We start from the raw sequence: 17,124 nt of genomic DNA, 5'->3' as shown, positions 1-17,124 counted from the left end.
TGAAATGCAGCGCAAAACGGAATAGACAGGGCCCCGCTCCGTCATAGAGCGGGGACTTTGCTGCTTAAATATTACTGTTTGACGACAGAAATATTCGAAACAATAGCCTTGCCGGTTACGCCACTGAAATCAAGCTGCAGCACACCATTACTTACCGTTGCATTGAAGCTGCGTGTGATTGCAGTCCTGTTTGCGCCAGCCGCACTGAAAATATCCAGATTGGAAATGGCGTTCACTCCATTAGCATTGACATTGAAGACCCGAGTACCTGCTGCCGCTGACGTGCTTGGCTCCAGGAAGCCAAGGGTTACACGGTACGTGCCATTCGCCACAGGAATCTGATAGCTGAACGAACTACCTTCGCGCCACATATCCCATACACGACCGGTTTCAGGAATGCTGGTCGTGCCAAGACCATTGATCACTATGTTGCCGCTCAGCCCTGCAGCACCAGTAAACCCTGCCGAGGGAGGATAATCACCACCAACAAAGAAGTTATCCGAGCCAAACGTATGGCTACCCAGCAAGGAATCCGTTGACTTGAATCCTGTTGTCAGTTGGCCAGTAGCAATATAAATATTGTTGGCATTGTCCGTCGAAAGATTCCAGCCTACGGTATCCGTTACTGTTTTTCCTGCATGAGTACCGACTGCCGAGATAGTGTTGGTTCCCGCAACCAGATTAACGCCCTTGAATTCACAAACTTTCAACGGACAATCGGCTGCAGACTTGGTGCCGATCGTGGCGCCATTTACACTCAGCGTCACGGAATCCGCGTTGCTGTACAGCTTGATATCCGTAACCGGATAAGCTCGCTGTGTGTACCGACGGTTGGCGATGTAAGTTACCGGTTCACTAGTCCAGTTAGCCTTGTAGAAGAAGAACGGATCTTTCTTGATCTTGCGGTCAAAGGTTACCAGCCCCTTGGTATTGGTAGCACCAATATCACCCTCATGCCGGTTGCCAGAACCGAAATCGAACATGTTCCAGACATAGGTCCCATAGACATAGGCCTTGTTGACCATGGCGGCGTAATTTTTCTCAAGCACATAAGCCGCATACCCTTCTGGCTGGTAGCAGATTCTCGCTGAGTTAGTACCGTCGCGATTACATACTCTTCCGCCATAAGGATTATCTGTGTGGTGCGTGAGGGCAGCACCGGCGCCGTACTCCGAAACGCCGATGGCTTGAGTCGGATTCTGCGCATGCAACGCATCCAGATGGTCAGCAAGCTGGGTTTCCGATGTGCCGTAATACCATTGGAAATAACGGTTAACACTATACGTGTCGGTAATTCCAGCCACCGAGACCGTATCAGGCAAGACAGTGTCACCATTGCGCGTAATCTGAGCGGCCACGGTCGTGTAACGCCCCGGATCTTCCGCCTTGGCCAGTGCATGCAGGCTGCGCAACAACGGCGTGATGTTGTTGTTGTCCTGCGTCTGACCGCAGGCACTCGAAACCGTAGTCGTCGTTTCATTACCCACAGACCACAGACCAATCGATGCGTGATTATATTGCTGCCGAATCAGCTCTTGCGCTTGCAGGCGGACGTTTGCTGCAAATCCCGTTGTTTCAGGATCGGCCGTTCCCTGGCTGCAATCGTTGCGTGATGCGCTGTAGGCACTCTGATTCACAAATGGCACTTCAGCCATCACCACCAGACCAAGCTTGTCCGCTTGTTGAACGGTGTAGGCCGCATGCGGGTAGTGTGCCAAGCGGATGGTATTAGCGCCGATTTCCTTGATCATGGCCAGTGATTCGTCTGTATCGGCATTGCTGATAGCCCATGCCTTAGCCAGATAGTCCTGATGCATGTTCACGCCATGCAACGGTGTGGATTTTCCATTCAGGAAAAAGCCCTTGTCGGGATCAAACTGCATCTGGCGAATGCCAAAATCCTGCACGATTTTATCGACCGTGGATCCGGCACTGTTTTTCAGCTCCACAACCAGCTTGTACAAGTACGGATCGGTTACTCCCTGCCAGAGGTGTGCTTGGTCAATATCCAAATCGACCGAAGTTTCCCCGTACGCGCCTGCCTTGATGAAAATATCTTTTTTCTGTATGGATTTTTTCAGCGTTTTGCCATCGGCTTCCAGCAAAGAAGCTTGCACGATATAGCTTCCATCGACTGCAGAGCCATTCTTCAACCTGGCCAAAACATTGATAGTTGCGTTGCCACTGGTGATCGAGGTTGTGCGTGCATAGACGCCACTGCCAGCCACGAACTGTGTGATTTCATTGCCACTTGTATCTTTGGAGGTAACTGCTTCGTTTAGCGCAAAGTGTGCCTTGTCTTGCGTGGAAACCAGTGAAACACCACGGTAGAGACCTCCGGACATGTTGAAGTCGCCGGAAAGAGGCGCAATCGCTGTCAATGATGTGTTGGAAGTCGGTGCAGAGTTATCGACTTTGACCAGCAATACGTTAGTGCCAGATTTCAGCTTGCCGGTAACATCAAAACGGAAAGCGGTGAACGCGCCCTTGTGCTGCCCAAGTTTTTCACCATTCAGCCAGACGTCAGCAACGATACTGGCGCCATCAAACTGGAGCCATTGCGTTGCACCAGTGCCATTACTGTTGAACTCCAGTCGATACCAGCCTTGCCCCCGCTTGTAACTAGGAGTTGTTGGAGTGGTTTGTGCCGTTGTGGCAGCATCAGTGGCATTCCACGTATGTGGCAGGGAGACACTGGACCAGCTATTTCCGTCATTCACCAATGCAGCATCATCGGTCAGAACATCGTCCTGGACAAACTTCCAGCCTTGATTAAGTGATGTAACAGCCCGCAGCTCTGTCGAGCTTACTACTGCTTCATTCGTGACATCATCACCGCCACCACCACAGCCAACTATGCCCAGAGTCAATGCTAAAGAAACAGCGACTGCAACTGCTGTTTTCTTGGTATTGAATGCATACTGCATTATTTCTCTCCTCGATCATGTAGAAATACTTCCTTGTAGATGCTGGGCTTGATTTCTATGCACAATCAGACTGGGCGACAGGAGGGAGACCCACCTGATATGGGAGTAATAATTTCCACCCAGCATCTGGAATGAAATTTTTACCTTCGAGAAACGGGCCGTCCATCGCATATTTCGCAACATGTGTTGCTATTTATGCAACGGGAAACATAATGCTATTCGTTAGAATGCCTACAATAAGGCAGGAGAAGAGTTTGGCCCCCGCAACAGAAAATGCCGGGCCGGCAGACATAAACAAAATTATACCAAGAATGCAAAATGAATGAGCGACAACTCTATTACTTTATAGTTACAGCAGAGGAAAGAAATCTAGGCCGAGCAGCCGAAAGACTTCCTTTATCTCTGTCTGCACTCTCTAGACAGATTCAGTCATTAGAGGAAGAATTGGGTGCAAAACTATTTATACGAAATACTTCGGGCGTTTATTTAACAGCAGCTGGAGAGGCTTTGTTACAACATGCCCGCTCACTCAAATCACAATTTGAGCTGGTAAAAAATGACATTCAAATTGCCGCTACTGCAGTTGAACAAAAAATCAACATTGGTGCTTATGGTTCGGCATTATTGACTCACATTCCCAACATAATAAAATTATTTCGACAAAATCATCCCACCGTGGAGGTTGCACTGCATTCAGCACAAATCTCGCAACAATTTGACAACCTGCTCAAGGGAGTTGTTCAGATTGTATTTGACAGGCATTTTCTTGCTCCGGAAGAATTATTGGCGGAATTAGTACATGAGGAAGATATATGCCTTGCTTTGCATGCAGATCATCCACTGGCACAATTGGACAGAATTGACCTGAGCGACTTGCGCGACATCCCAATGATCGGAAGACTAAAAAACAACTTCAGCAATGAATGGATTGAATTATTCAGCCAGTATGGATTTCAACCCAACATTATTCAAAGAACGCAAGACATGGCAAGTGCCGTCTCCATGGTTAGTGTTGGCCTTGGTGTTGCGTTTGTCCCCGAATCATTTCAAAGCTTATCCATTCCGAATGTTGTGTACCGACCATTAACCGCCCCAGTAAATATTCACTGCGATCTGTACTGTTATTACAGAAGCAATGATAAATCTCGTGCATTACAGTGGATACTTGAAACCGTGCACGAATTCCGCAACATGCACAGTAAAAAACATCAGGCAAGCAGAACAAACAAATAAGGACATTACCTGAGCAATCTTCCCAACTCACAATAACCTTATTTCATCACAACAGATTGAAACACATGCGCAGACAGCTAAGTAAAGTTAGTATAATTTCTTATGGATTAGGAGACATGGCAAATAATTTTGTATTTGCCATGAGCATCCTTTTTCTACTGAACTACTACACAGATGTCGTGGGCATTCCGCTGGTGGCTGCAGGAATGATGCTCGCCATAGTTCGTGTTCTCGACGCATTCACAGACATAATCGCAGGATATTTGATTGACCGAACCAATACACGCTGGGGGCGCTTTCGTCCATTCATTCTCTGGGGTGCTGTTCCATTATTGGCATTAAATTTCGCAGTCTTCTCAGTACCAATAAATTGGAGCGTAAGCGAAAAACTGGTTTACGCTTATGTAACTTATTTCCTCTTGGGGATGGCGTACTCACTCATTAATATTTCGTATGGATCATTAGCAACAGCCATGACACAAGATCCGCGAGAACGTGCAAGCTTAGGCGTGTCGCGCATGTTCATGTCAGTCTGCACTTTCAGCTTTCTTACCATGGTAATTGGCCCCATGATGACTGAGCAGAAGGGCGAATCTCTTCAGCAGATGCTATCAGCGATTACATTAATAATGATAATTGCAGGATCCATTCTTTACATGATCTGCTTCAAAAACACCGAAGAGATCATTGAAAGAAAAATAGAACACAAAAAAATTAATGAAATAATTGAAACGCTAATAAAAAACAGGCCACTACTAATTCTCTGCATAAGCGTTTTATGCATGCTGCTAGGGTATTCCGCATCCGGCGCTTCTCTTGTATACTTTGCCAAAGTCGCAACCTTTAACATTAAAGATTTCTTTATTGCACTCGGCATCATAAACCTCATCACAGCCCTAGCATTAGTACCAACCATCCCCAGAGCAACTCAAATTATTGGGAAAAAGAACATTTTCCTCGCCGGACTAGCCATATCGATTATCGGCTACCTCCTATTATTCCTAGTTCCACATGGCAACATCATTTTGATATATTGCGCATTCACGCTAATAGCCATTGGAGTCAAAACGTCGATGTCTATCGCATGGGCACTTGAAGCAGACACGGTAGAATATGGAGAATGGCGAACGGGGGCACGTATTGAGGGAATGACGTACTCATTCTTTTCCCTGATGAGGAAACTGGGATATTCAATTGGCGGATCTCTGCCGGCATTTATTCTCGCATTTTATGGGTACACCCCCAATATTGAAAAACAAGATCAAATCGTAACACTTGGAATTCAGCAAGCTGTTGCCCTCGTTCCCGCTGCATTTTTTGGAATCGCTTTTGTGGTTATGCTTATTTATTACCCTCTGACCGATAAGCGTCTCTCGGAGATAATCAATGAAACCAAGAGCAGGAAGTAATCGCACAGCATGTGGTCCTCATCTTGATTCTGATTCTTGATAAAGCACTCTCATGATAGGGTTACCACCTCCACGCTCCCGCCCTCGTGCGTTTTTTTGGCAAAACACATTAATCACCCCCTGATCAGCACCTATGTCAAGGCCGCAATTAAGCGGCCTTTTTAGTTGTGCAGGATTGGGAGAAATCAATGATGTGTCGGCGGCACCACCATGCCTGGAGGGTGCTTCTTGACATGCTTCAGCGCCTTTTTCTCCTTGGCCGTCATCATGGGTTTCTTCTTGTCTTCCTTGGTACTGTGCCATGCCTTGGTCATGATCGTTCTCCTTCTGACACTTACGGCCGTTATCGCCGTACAGATCTCCCACAACGATAGTTGTGGGTTTCCTTCCTAAAATTGGCTCTCACGCCACAGGATGAAAGGAATTTCGATTCAGAACGGCGATGATCGGCATGGCTATTCCGCGCGGGACAGATGAATGGCCCATCAAACCGTCAGATGGTTGTGCCGGCGCAGCTGGCGAATCACCCCGCTATGATCCAGATCCCCATCGCCGCTTTCCACCATGTCGGAAAACAACTCATCCGCCTGATTCAGCATGGGCAAATCAACACCCACGCTGCGCGCAAAATCAATAGCGGTTTTTGTATCCTTGACCTGATATCGGGCAATGCCACCCGGCACGAAATTGCCATCGATCATGCGCAATGCGTGTTGGCGCAGTATGGTGGAATCGGCAAATCCACCCAGAAGCGCTTCGCGTACTTTGGCTGGTTCTGCCCCACCCTTTTCTGCCAGCAACATGGCTTCCGCCACACTGGCGATATTGCTGGCCACCATCATCTGATTCACCAGTTTTGTTAATTCACCCGTTCCGACCGGGCCGATATGTGTTGGCCGGCCCATGGCTTCCAGAATGGGACGCGCTTTTTCGTATGCCTCAGCGGTTCCGCCGGCCATAATGGCCAGATTGGCTTCAATGGCACCCTTTTCACCGCCGGACACGGGGGCATCTACATAATCAATACCCAATTCTGCGCAGAATTTCGCCTGATTTCTGGCGGTTTCGACAGGAATTGAACTCATCACGATAAGCAGGGAGCCTGGCCGCATATTGGCAATCAGGCCGGAATCACCCAGCAGCACACTATCGCAGATAGGACCGGAACTCAGCATGCAGATCAAAACATCGGCATCTTTCGCAACATCCCGATTATCCGGCACGACTGAAACGCCAAATTCAGACAATCGCTGTGATTTATCCACATCAAGATCGTACGCCTTAACGGCATAACCAGCCTTCGCCAGATTCCGTGCCATGGGGAATCCCATAATGCCAGTACCAACAAAACCAATGACCAGTGTGTTCATAGAATCCTCATTAATCATAAAATCCAAAACAAACGGAAAATTCACGCTCAGCGCACAGCCATTCGAAACAAATATTCGACAAGCCTTGATAAAACTTTAGATTTTTTGTTTGTGAAGTTCAATTGAATAAATCTTGCCAACTCTATAGAAAATCTAAAACAAAATTGTCGATTTATTTGCAAAAAAGACGCCATGCCCACAAAAGGAACATGGCGTTTGAGGAGAAGGTTTAACCTGATAAATCCGTTCGATGATCAGATAAAATCAGTCAGAAACGGATTCATACATAAAAAAGATCAGGCACGAATAATGAATGCCGGCACATAGGTAATCAAAGCCAGTACTGTCAAACCAACCGCGTAGAACGGTATCAACTCTTTCACGGTTTGGCCAATGGTTGCCTTTGCCAGCATGCTCCCGATGAATAAGGTGGTTCCCACGGGTGGCGAATACAAGCCGATGGCCAGATTCACTACCATCATCACACCAAGCTGAATCAGATCAATGCCATAGGTATTCGCCAACGGCACGAATAGCGGACCCAGCAACAGAATGGCAGCCGGTAGATCAATGAACATCCCGGCAATCAGCATGATGATATTCATCAGCATCAGGATAGATGCCCTGCTATCAAAGCTACCCTTGGCCCATTCGATAAATTGTTCCGGAATTTGCTCAAGGGTCAATATCCAGCCTGCGGTCATGGAACCCATGATCAAGAGCATCACAACTCCCGTTGCCGCGCCACCAAAGTAGATGGAACGTTTGATACGCTCCCAGGACATATCGCGATACAACAGCGCCGAGATAAGCAGGGAATACACAACGGCTATGGTGCTGATTTCAGTGGGGGTTGCCAAACCGAAACGCAGAGAAATCAGAACAATTACCGGCAGCATCAAAGCCGGCATGGCAAATAAGCCACGCTTGGCCATGGCACCCCATTTGACAGGTTGTTTCTCATAGGGGAAACCTCTGAAACGTGCACTGATGTTGCACACCACCAGAAAACCGGCAGCCAGCATCAAGCCCGGCAACAATCCCGCCAGGAACAAGCCACCAATCGACGCATTGGAGATTAGTGCGAAAAGAATCAAGGGGATTGAAGGTGGAACCAGAATATCGATGGTAGAGGCGGCCGCTATCGTGGCACCACAGAATGCGCCCGGATAGCCCATCTTCTTTTGCCAGGGCACCAGCACCGACCCGAGTGCAGTGGCATCTGCGACGGCAGAACCGGTAACGCCGCCAAATAGCGTCGATCCCAATACGCTGACCTGGGCATGCCCACCACGAAAACGCCCGACCAGATCAGTGGCAAAATCAATCATGTTCTTGCCCAATTTCCCGCTCATCATGAGCTCGCCCGACATCACAAAAAACGGGATTGCAATCAGGGGAAAACTTTGCGTGGGTGAAAACATTTGCTGAATCACAGCAAACAAGGGCAAATTGCTCCCTGCCATAATGCCGAGTGTCGATCCGACGAGCAGTGCATGCGCTACCGGGAAAGACAAAATCAGCAATAGTCCAAATACCACCACCATAATTAGACTCATACGACCCCCGGACCTGTTTCAGCAAGATTGACTGTGACTTTCTCTTTGCCCAATGTGTACCGCACAATTGCGCAAAGACTGCATACACCGACCAATGCCAGACCTATTGCCAGACCGCCATAGCCGACACTGCCTGGCACTTGCAAGATCGTACTGAGCTCTTCATGTGCAATCACCGCATTGCGGTAGGCATACGTCGACAGATAGAAATAAAGTGCTGCAGTTACCGTGTGAATCAATAAAACCAGATATTTTCGCCAAACCGCATTGAGCGCATTAAGCATGACCTGTGTAGCCACGTGAGCACCCGTCAATGCAGCCTCCACGATGCCTGCCATGACAAAGATCGGAAATACGAGCGCTGACAACTCAGCCCCTGAATCGATGCTGCCCGCGTTTGAATAACGCAACAGCACGATGGCCGTAAGAATAAAGAGCAGGAAAAGTCCGGTGGATAACATGATTGCCCGGCAAAACACCCGGATTCCCTTTTCGATATGGTGTGCCATCGATACCAGCGCCGATTGCTGATCATCTTCCATGATGCTCTCGCCTGAAAGTGCCGCAGTAGATGTTTTAGTCATACAACTGTTCTCCAAGAAAGAATCTGTTTCTCAGGGTGGCGCAAGCATGCGCCACCCTGAACCTATTACTTGGATGCGGCGCGCAGTTTTTTCACAAAATCGCCAAACGGCTTTTTCTCCCAGTTATCCCAGACCTTTTGCGTTGCAGCCTTGAAAAGCGCCTGATCGGGGAAATTGATTTGCAGCGCTGGGTTTTTCTTGTATTCGGCCATCAGCTTCTCATCGGCCGATGCCATCAGATTGCGCTGCAGAACCGTTGCTTCCTGTGCCGCCGCCTTGATCAAGGTCCGGTCATCCGTTGAGAGGCGTCCCCAGGTAATCCCGCTCATCACAAATGGCGTGGCTTCATATTTGTGATTGGTCACCGAGATGTACTTCTGCACTTCATGCAGTTTGCCGGCATGAATGTTGGCCAGCGGGTTTTCCTGGCCATCCACCACGCCTTGCTGCAGAGCCAGATAGAGTTCGCTGAAGTTGATCTGTTGTGTGCTTGCCCCCATGGCCTGGAACATATCGACCGTGGAAGGATCAGGCGGAGTCCGCAACTTGATGCCCTTCAGATCATCCGGTTGCGTGATGGGCCGCTTGTTGTTGGTAATCTGGCGGATGCCGTTATCCATCCAGGCCAGCAAGATCAGGTTTTTGGATTCCAGTTTCTTGCCCAGCTCCTGCCCAACAGGGCCATCGAGCAATTCCCAGGCTTTGGGCTGGCTGGAAAACAGATAGGGCAAGCCCAGTGCCGACAATTCAGGCAATACCGAAGAGATGGGGCCTTGCGAGTTGATGCTCATGTCCAGCGTGCCAGTACGCATGGCGGAGAGCATGGTCAGGTCATCACCCAACTGCGAGGCGCCAGCCACCTGAACGGTGATCCGCCCTTTGCTTTTTTCCTTGACCAGATCGGCGAATTTCAGCGCAGCAATCGCTCTGGGGTTTTCCGGCGCCACGGCATGGGCCAGAACCAGTTTGATCGGTGTCTCAGCCCAGGATTGCGGAGCCATACAAAGCGTGCCTGCTGCCAGAGAAACTGCGAGCCATTTGAACGTGATATTCATCTCTTTGCCTCCAAACATGAATGGAACTTCAGTAAGTAAGACAGGATGCATGCTTGCCTCCTGTTTGCTGCGTATCGGACATCAGGAAGATGGGCCGACATTACTTAAAGACGGTTCTTTCTTATAAATATGATTCTGGTCGTCGGATCGACATCAACCGCTCCGACCATTGCTGCAACGGATAATCCTCGTATCTAGCTAGGTATCGCCATAAGCCTCCTGACGTCGCCGAAGCTCCAAAATAATCGCGCTATGGTCCAGATCTCCATCACCGCGTTCAACCATGTCGGCAAAGAGGCTATCGACCAGATGGAGCATGGGAAGCTCCAATCCCATGGCACGAGCAAGCGCGATCACTTTGCCGGTATCCTGGGTTTGATCTCTGGCTGCCCGGCCCGGCACAAAATCGCTGTTGATCATGCGCTGCCCATGCTGACGCAGCGCGCCTGCATCGGTGAACTCCCCCAGCAGGGCTTCTTGCACCTTGGCCGGATCGACGCCGCCGCGTTCGGCAAAAAGCAACGCTTCGGCCACGGCAGTCAATGAACTGGCCTCCAGCATCTGATGGACCAGCTTGGCCAGTTGCCCTGCTCCTGCCGGGCCGACGCGAGTCGGCCGCCCCATTGCCGCCAGCAGTACACGCGAACGCTCGAACACCTCGGCATCGCCACCTGCCGTGATGACAAGCGTTGCGTTTTCTGCCCTTTCCTCGTCGCCGGACACCGGTGCATCCAGATAATCCACCCCGTACGCCCTGGCCATTTTTGATTGACGCCGTGCCGTTTCCACCGAGATCGAACTCATGACAATCAAGGTGCTGCCGATCTTCATGGATTTAACAACCTGCCCCGGGCTGAACAAAACCTCATCACAGGCCTGATCAGAACCGAGCATGCAGATGACAAAATCTGCATCACGGGCAACCTCCACCGCACTGGCTGCCACCTGGATACCATGCGGGATCAATCGCTCTGCCTTTGCCGCAGTGCGATTCCATACCCGAACCTGGTAACCACTTTCGGCAAGTCGACGCGCCATGTGAAAACCCATGGTGCCCGTACCCGCGAAACCGACTTTTGGTGGCATGTGCATGTTGTTATCCATTCGATGAGAAACAATCAGGTATCTTGTCCACGTATGCCACGGCGTAGCGGTTTCTCTGCCACGATCATCTCCGGAAATTCCGTCTTGAAGCGGGCAAGGTGTGCGGATTGACAATGCGCTGCAAATGCCGCTGTATCCTCGTAAGCCTCATAGAAGAGAACGCCCGAAGCAGTGGTTTCCAGTTGCACGACATCGAACTGCAAACAGCCCGGTTCATTGTCGAGACACGATTGTGCGAATGCGTGTGCCAGGACCAGGAAATCGCCGAACCGCGAGGGCTTAACCTCGAATTCGGCGATTACCACATAGCCGGCCGCAGAAGGCCGCTTGCTCATACCGTGGCTACCTGCTTGAGATTGGCGATTACAGCACCAGCCGTTCCGCCCAGTGCGGCGCGTTCCATTTCCTTGCGCACAGCCAATACATCGAGATCGCGTTCGATCACCACATCGTCAAAGGTCACGATGGTGTCCTTGGCCACCGGGCGTATGACCTTGACGTTGTGAGCCAGGCCCATCGGCAAACCGCCCAGAGCCAGACTCTTCGTGGCCGGAATCGCATTTGCCCAGGCTGCATAGCCGCCTTCACCATCAAGGTACTCGCCCGGCTTCAGGTCGCGCTTCGCAGTTGCCACGGCATCGCCACGGAATTCCTTGCTGGTGCCCGTCGGCTCGTGGCGCAGCACGGCAGAAAGTACGCTGACGCTGGTTTCCAGGCCGATCATGTGGAAGGGACGCCACATCGAGCCATACCAGCCGGATGGGTCGACCAACAGGCCGTATTGCTTGAAGCAAGCCCGCGCATATTCGTTCGGGGCCTTGAAGGTGACAAACATGCCATAGCGGATATTGTTGAGGACTTCGCGACCATCCGGCTCCTGGCTGGCAGCGATATCGATCAGGCCGCTGCGGGCAAGACGGCCGCCATCGGCTGCCGGGCGGAACACCTTGGCCAGATCATGAATGCCGCAGGGCAGGAAGGCCAAGCCGTCGTCCGGGCAATCCAGACCGGTGCCATTGGCAACAGCTGCCATTTCAATGGCAGCCTTGGTGCCATCGGTGAAGGAGTTGTACATCTTCGGATTGAAATCGCCCTTGGCGACTTCTTCTTCGGTCCAGCCGAAATAACCCCACACCGTATCGGGAGTGGAATAGCGATAGCGCGGTTCGAAATTCATCCCCTTGCCTACGGCGGTCACTTCGAATCCGCTGGAGCGCGCCCAGTCGACCAGTTCACACATGATCGCAGGCTGATCGCCATACGCCATGCTGTAGACCAGATTCTTGGCCCTGGCTTTGGCTGCGAGCACCGGGCCACACATGCAATCGGCTTCTACGTTCACCATGACGACGTGCTTGTTGCCTTCGATGGCGGCAAGCGCATGGCGCACACCGGCAATCGGGTGTCCCGTTGCTTCGATAATGCATTCGATCTCTTCACAGTTTGCCAGTGCAGAAGCATCATCCAGCACGCAGGTCTTGCCCGTTTTCAGTGCGTCTTCCAGGCTGTTGGCCGAATAACGTTCAGCCGGCCAGCCCACGCGAGCCAGTGACGCACGCGCCTTGTTCACATCCAGATCGGCAATGCCCACGACATGCATGCCTTCGATGAAACGCGCCTGGTTCAGGAACATCGAGCCAAACTTGCCTGCGCCAATCAGACCGACGCGTACCGGACGTCCAGCAGCAACCCGGGCTGCCAGCAGTGTGTAGAGATTCATATGCCTGTCCTTTTATCAAATCGTTTTAAAACGTCGTTCGTCGTTTCTTGCAAAACCGGAGATAGACCGGCCGACAACGGTGTTGACGAAGGCTGCAAACGCAACGCAGCTTCTGAAAACCATTCTAAGAATCGATTTCGTTCAGGACAAATTGGTTTTTTTGAGGAAAAGTTTAGTTTATCTAAACTTTCAAAAGAGGTGTAAGGATCTGCTCACGATCTGTCGCAAGAAGCCCACAACGTGGTGAAGCACAGCGGCCGAACCCGGATCAGCGCTTTGCAGCAAGACTATGAACAGGTTCCAGGCTCTGGCTTTGCCAAACCTGGCGTTCGGCACGAAGCCAGTTGAGAAACAGACTGACCTTGGCTTTGTTCAGATTATCGAAGGGGCAAACAATCCACTGCGTGATCACGGAAATCTTCGGGGGTTCGTGCACCGGGCACACCAGCGTGCCATCGCACAATTCCCGCCACATCATCAAATTGCTTTCCAGGGCCATGCCCATGCCGTTGGCCGCCGCGTCAATCGACATATAGCTGCGATCAAACAAAACCCGTTGCGATTCTTCTGCCGGCGGTACGCCGGCGCGGGAAAACCACTGGTGCCACTGCACCTGGGCTTTCACCGAGTGGATCAGGCGATACTGCTGAACCTCAGCGGCAGAGATACTGGCTGCCGCGCAATACGATGGCAGGCATGCCGGCAGAAAGAATTCTTCGGCGAACCCCTCGACAAAGAGACCGGGCCAGCGCCCCTCGCCATGCCGGATCTCGATATCGACCGCCTCCCGCGCAAAATCCGTAGGTTCATTGGTGGCATTCAGGCGCAACTCGATATTGGGGTTGGCATCGAGAAAACCCTGCAGGCGCGGCAACAGCCATTTGTTGGCAAAAGAAGGAACCGATCGGACCGTCAGCACCGAGCGCGAACGGAACCCGCGGATGCGTTGGGTGGCTTCGGAAATGCGTTCGACTTCGTCCGCGATCATCTCGTAATAGCGCTCACCCGCTTCCGTCAGCGCGATGCCGCGCCCGGCCTTGGCCAGCAAGGTCGTACCCAGGTGTTCTTCCAGGTTCTGGATCTGCTGGCTCACCGCCGACGTGGTAATGCATAGCTCGGCAGCGGCCTTGGTCAGGCTGCCGTTGCGGACAACGGTGTGAAAGACGGCAATGGCACGAAGCGGCAAAGACATAGGTGTGTCCTGTAAAGTCGAATTCCCTTTAGAACCTATTCACAATCTTGCTGCGAAGCCGTGATCGGGGCTCATGTGCTGCTCAAAATCCTCATGTACGCCCTTGTACATTCCGGTTTTTGCGCTGCGCTTCACCCCGCTGACGGCCTCTCGCGACAGAACGTAAACAGGTTCTTGGCAGGGCCTGGCACAATTTTCAGCAACCACGACAGATAACCGTGATGCAATGCATCACAGCAAGTTTGCACGGCCGATCGGGTCAGGGAGTCTACTATCAGCCTGAGCTGATAGTCTGCCTCAGCTTCGGCCGGGGGGATATACCGGCAACACCGTGTTTGCAAGAAAACCTGATTCATATCGCACAGCAGCAAGCACGATCTGCGGCAATCCTGCCAAAATCTTTCTGTACACCATCACACCTCAATACCCAGCCTTCACAAATCTGACACGCATCCTCAATAAACTCGTCTTGCCTGAATTTTTCACGAGGAACGTCATGTCGAAAATCTCCCGCATCATCGCAATTAGCCTGCTTTCACTCGCAGCAACCAGCCCGGTGCTGGCCGCTGGCATCAACAAAACCTCCGCAGCCCGAACGCTGCCCAATGTCATCGTGCTGATTCCGGATGGCATGAGCGTTGCCGGAACCACGCTGGCCCGTCTGTATCAGGGCGGATCGCTGGCACTCGATCCGCTTGCCACTGGCCTGATGAGTACCTGGAATGGTGACGGCACCATTGCAGATTCGGCGCCCGCCGGTTCGGCGATCTCTTCGGGCTGGAAATCCCAGACCGGCAACATCGCCAGCACCGGCAGCAAATATGCTTTCCCGGGTGTACGCGTGCCGGCTGCCGGTGAAGAACTGCGCCCGGTGGCAACACTGCTGGAAGCAGCCCGCCTGAGCGGACGCGCCACCGGCATTATCAGCACCAGCGAATTCATGCACGCCACCCCGGCGGATTTCAGCGCCCACGATCCCTCGCGTTCGAGCTATGACAACCTGACCGAGCAGATTGTCTACAACAAGCTCGATGTGATCCTGGGCGGTGGCATCAAGTATCTGAAGCCACAAGCGCGCAAGGATAAGGAAGACATGGCCGCCATCCTGAAAGCGCGCGGCTACACCCTCGTCGGCAACACGGCCGAACTGGAGCAGTTCTCCGGCAAGAAGCTCGTCGGTGTATTCGGCAAGACCGATGCGCATACCGCGCTTTCCTACGATCTGGATCGTGATCCGGCGCGCGAACCTTCGCTGGCGCAGATGACGACCAAGGCCATCGAAGTGTTGTCGAAGCAGCCCAAGGGCTTCTTCCTGATGGTGGAAGGCTCGAAAGTGGATTGGGCGGCACACGCCAATGATCCGGTCGGCATCGTGAGCGACGTGCTTGCGTTTGACCGTGCCGTCAAGGTCGCACTGGAATTCGCCAGGAAAAAGGGCAACACCCTGGTTGTGGCGGTTTCCGATCATGGCAACTCGGGCATTTCCATCGGCGATCGCTCCACCAGCAAGACCTACGACAAAACGCACTGGACCAGTTTTGTCAGCCCGCTCAAGAAGGCCAAGGTTACCGGTGAAGGCTTCGAAGCCCTGCTGCCGGCAAATCGTGCGGAAGGCACGCTGGAGAGCATGGGCGCGGAAATCCGCTCGCTTGCCAAGGAATGGCTCGGCGTTGAAGACCTGAGCGACGCAGAAGTTGAAAGCATCATCAAGGCAGAAAAAGGCGCCGTGAACTACGCGGTTGGCCCGATCATCGCCAAGCGCGCCAAGATCGGCTTCACCACCAATGGCCACACCGGCGAAGACGTGGTGCTCTACAGCTACGATCCGCGCGGTCGCCTGCTCGGCGGCCTGCTGGACAACACTCAGGTTGCCGCCTTCATGGCCAAGACGCTGGGTGTGAATCTCGATGCCACGACTGCACGCTTGTTCGAGGATGGCGTGGTTGCGTTTGCCAACAAGGGGGCACGCGTCGATGAAGACTTCAGCGATGCAGAAAACCCGGTACTGGTGATCAGCAAGGGCAGCCAGACCCTGCGCATTCCGCGCAACAAGAGCATCGCCTGGCTGAACGACAAGGAAGTGCAATCGGATGGCGTGACGGTTTACAACGGATCGCGCTGGTTTGTAGCTCGCAACCTGGTAAACCTGGTCAAGTAAGCGCTGTTTAATTCAAGGCTGGCCACAACGTGTGTCCAGCCTTTTAGCTTGTCCGCTGCCTGGTGCTGCGGTGAAAAGATCGTGAACAGGCTCTTAAAATTGTCCTGTTCTGAGCATCACCAACGTGCATGCCTCTATCGGCTCGATTCCTGAGGATTCCAGCAATTCATAGACAGCAGGATTCTCGGTCCCCGGATTGAAAATCACGCGCTTAGGATGCAGACGGATAATTTGCTCGAATAAACCATCCTGTCGCTGCGGGCCGACATACAACGTCACGGTATCTACCGTTTCGGCGACCTCATCCAGCCCGGAATACACCTTTTTGCCGAGAATCACGCTTACTGCTGGTGCCACCGGAATCGCGTTATGCCCATATTCCACCAGCATCTTCATGGCCTTATTGGAATAGCGTTCCTCGTTGGCACTTGCTCCGACTACCACTACGTTTTCCATGACTTGCTCCTGTCTTGGTGAGACATCTACCGTTGCACGACCCATTTTATATACAGGTTCTGCGTTCACCGGCATTGGCTTCAAGAAAATTTACCGTGATACTTAGTATATAGATAAATATACTATATTGACGCATAATTGAAAATTAACTAGCATAAGCCAATATCAAAAATTCATCGATCTGATTTCTCAGCCGCTTATCCGGCAGCACGAATGATCAAATTTTCCATTCAACACAAGGAATTAACTTATGTCGTCAACTTCCAAGCTGTTGGTTATTGGTGGCGTTGCAGCAGGTGGCTCGTTTGCTGCCCGTGCGCGCCGCCTGTGTGAAAACGCCGAGATCATGGTGATCGA

At 51.8% G+C, this 17,124-nt stretch carries 14 protein-coding genes; 3 read left to right on the top strand and 11 right to left on the bottom strand.

The window, feature by feature from the left end; translation table 11 throughout:
- Window positions 1-71 precede the first annotated feature (71 nt).
- On the bottom strand, window positions 72-2,927 hold the full coding sequence (locus tag AC0KVQ_RS13965) for a glycoside hydrolase family 2 TIM barrel-domain containing protein (RefSeq protein WP_473421784.1): 2,856 nt from the start codon (window positions 2,925-2,927) through the stop codon (window positions 72-74).
- Between the two features lie 318 nt (window positions 2,928-3,245).
- On the opposite strand from AC0KVQ_RS13965, the gene AC0KVQ_RS13960 reads away from it, so the two are divergent.
- A complete protein-coding gene (locus AC0KVQ_RS13960; RefSeq protein ID WP_473421783.1) occupies window positions 3,246-4,160 on the top strand; it encodes a LysR family transcriptional regulator in 915 nt (304 codons plus the stop codon).
- A 65-nt stretch (window positions 4,161-4,225) separates the two neighbouring features.
- A complete protein-coding gene (gene uidB / locus AC0KVQ_RS13955; protein ID WP_473421782.1) occupies window positions 4,226-5,569 on the top strand; it encodes a glucuronide transporter in 1,344 nt (447 codons plus the stop codon).
- A 185-nt stretch (window positions 5,570-5,754) separates the two neighbouring features.
- Here the strand turns inward: uidB and AC0KVQ_RS13950 are convergent, their stop codons facing one another.
- From AC0KVQ_RS13950 to AC0KVQ_RS13910, 9 genes are all read right to left on the bottom strand, one after another.
- The gene (locus tag AC0KVQ_RS13950; RefSeq protein WP_473421781.1) at window positions 5,755-5,883 is read right to left on the bottom strand and encodes a hypothetical protein; all 129 of its coding nucleotides are present in this window, start codon (window positions 5,881-5,883) and stop codon (window positions 5,755-5,757) included.
- A 171-nt stretch (window positions 5,884-6,054) separates the two neighbouring features.
- Window positions 6,055-6,939, bottom strand: coding sequence for an NAD(P)-dependent oxidoreductase (locus AC0KVQ_RS13945; RefSeq protein WP_473421780.1), 885 nt, complete (start codon window positions 6,937-6,939; stop codon window positions 6,055-6,057).
- Between the two features lie 296 nt (window positions 6,940-7,235).
- A complete protein-coding gene (locus tag AC0KVQ_RS13940) occupies window positions 7,236-8,498 on the bottom strand; it encodes a TRAP transporter large permease (protein WP_473421779.1) in 1,263 nt (420 codons plus the stop codon).
- On the bottom strand, window positions 8,495-9,082 hold the full coding sequence (locus AC0KVQ_RS13935; protein WP_473421778.1) for a TRAP transporter small permease: 588 nt from the start codon (window positions 9,080-9,082) through the stop codon (window positions 8,495-8,497). The genes AC0KVQ_RS13940 and AC0KVQ_RS13935 overlap by 4 nt, the downstream gene beginning before the upstream one ends.
- A gap of 65 nt (window positions 9,083-9,147) precedes the next feature.
- Window positions 9,148-10,137 (bottom strand): TRAP transporter substrate-binding protein, encoded by a 990-nt coding sequence (locus tag AC0KVQ_RS13930; protein ID WP_473421777.1) that lies wholly within the window; start codon window positions 10,135-10,137, stop codon window positions 9,148-9,150.
- Window positions 10,138-10,335: 198 nt separating this feature from the next.
- Window positions 10,336-11,229: an NAD(P)-dependent oxidoreductase gene (locus AC0KVQ_RS13925; RefSeq protein ID WP_473421776.1), complete on the bottom strand. Its 894-nt coding sequence runs from the start codon at window positions 11,227-11,229 to the stop codon at window positions 10,336-10,338.
- 26 nt (window positions 11,230-11,255) lie between these two features.
- Window positions 11,256-11,576 (bottom strand): putative quinol monooxygenase, encoded by a 321-nt coding sequence (locus tag AC0KVQ_RS13920; protein WP_473421775.1) that lies wholly within the window; start codon window positions 11,574-11,576, stop codon window positions 11,256-11,258.
- The gene (locus tag AC0KVQ_RS13915; RefSeq protein ID WP_473421774.1) at window positions 11,573-12,961 is read right to left on the bottom strand and encodes an NAD(P)H-dependent oxidoreductase; all 1,389 of its coding nucleotides are present in this window, start codon (window positions 12,959-12,961) and stop codon (window positions 11,573-11,575) included. The genes AC0KVQ_RS13920 and AC0KVQ_RS13915 overlap by 4 nt, the downstream gene beginning before the upstream one ends.
- Window positions 12,962-13,229: 268 nt before the next feature.
- Window positions 13,230-14,153, bottom strand: a complete 924-nt coding sequence (locus tag AC0KVQ_RS13910) for a LysR substrate-binding domain-containing protein (RefSeq protein ID WP_473421773.1) — start codon at window positions 14,151-14,153, stop codon at window positions 13,230-13,232.
- A 496-nt stretch (window positions 14,154-14,649) separates the two neighbouring features.
- Between AC0KVQ_RS13910 and AC0KVQ_RS13905 the strand changes: the two genes are divergently transcribed.
- On the top strand, window positions 14,650-16,311 hold the full coding sequence (locus AC0KVQ_RS13905; RefSeq protein WP_473421772.1) for an alkaline phosphatase: 1,662 nt from the start codon (window positions 14,650-14,652) through the stop codon (window positions 16,309-16,311).
- A gap of 93 nt (window positions 16,312-16,404) precedes the next feature.
- Here the strand turns inward: AC0KVQ_RS13905 and AC0KVQ_RS13900 are convergent, their stop codons facing one another.
- Window positions 16,405-16,767: a CoA-binding protein gene (locus AC0KVQ_RS13900; RefSeq protein ID WP_473421771.1), complete on the bottom strand. Its 363-nt coding sequence runs from the start codon at window positions 16,765-16,767 to the stop codon at window positions 16,405-16,407.
- Between the last annotated feature and the right edge of the window lie 357 nt (window positions 16,768-17,124).

This window comes from Formivibrio sp. oc-25, assembly GCF_055810895.1.
The sequence above is the reverse complement of the archived record's forward strand: the minus strand, read 5'-3'. Positions and strand labels throughout refer to the sequence as shown.

Bases quoted from the DNA above. Each gene is read 5' to 3' on its own strand.
- AC0KVQ_RS13965 (WP_473421784.1), bottom strand. From the start codon at position 2,927: ATGCAGTATGCATTCAATACCAAGAAAACAGCAGTTGCAGTCGCTGTT.
- AC0KVQ_RS13960 (WP_473421783.1), top strand. From the start codon at position 3,246: ATGAATGAGCGACAACTCTATTACTTTATAGTTACAGCAGAGGAAAGA.
- uidB (WP_473421782.1), top strand. From the start codon at position 4,226: ATGCGCAGACAGCTAAGTAAAGTTAGTATAATTTCTTATGGATTAGGA.
- AC0KVQ_RS13950 (WP_473421781.1), bottom strand. From the start codon at position 5,883: ATGACCAAGGCATGGCACAGTACCAAGGAAGACAAGAAGAAACCCATG.
- AC0KVQ_RS13945 (WP_473421780.1), bottom strand. From the start codon at position 6,939: ATGAACACACTGGTCATTGGTTTTGTTGGTACTGGCATTATGGGATTC.
- AC0KVQ_RS13940 (WP_473421779.1), bottom strand. From the start codon at position 8,498: ATGAGTCTAATTATGGTGGTGGTATTTGGACTATTGCTGATTTTGTCT.
- AC0KVQ_RS13935 (WP_473421778.1), bottom strand. From the start codon at position 9,082: ATGACTAAAACATCTACTGCGGCACTTTCAGGCGAGAGCATCATGGAA.
- AC0KVQ_RS13930 (WP_473421777.1), bottom strand. From the start codon at position 10,137: ATGAATATCACGTTCAAATGGCTCGCAGTTTCTCTGGCAGCAGGCACG.
- AC0KVQ_RS13925 (WP_473421776.1), bottom strand. From the start codon at position 11,229: ATGCACATGCCACCAAAAGTCGGTTTCGCGGGTACGGGCACCATGGGT.
- AC0KVQ_RS13920 (WP_473421775.1), bottom strand. From the start codon at position 11,576: ATGAGCAAGCGGCCTTCTGCGGCCGGCTATGTGGTAATCGCCGAATTC.
- AC0KVQ_RS13915 (WP_473421774.1), bottom strand. From the start codon at position 12,961: ATGAATCTCTACACACTGCTGGCAGCCCGGGTTGCTGCTGGACGTCCG.
- AC0KVQ_RS13910 (WP_473421773.1), bottom strand. From the start codon at position 14,153: ATGTCTTTGCCGCTTCGTGCCATTGCCGTCTTTCACACCGTTGTCCGC.
- AC0KVQ_RS13905 (WP_473421772.1), top strand. From the start codon at position 14,650: ATGTCGAAAATCTCCCGCATCATCGCAATTAGCCTGCTTTCACTCGCA.
- AC0KVQ_RS13900 (WP_473421771.1), bottom strand. From the start codon at position 16,767: ATGGAAAACGTAGTGGTAGTCGGAGCAAGTGCCAACGAGGAACGCTAT.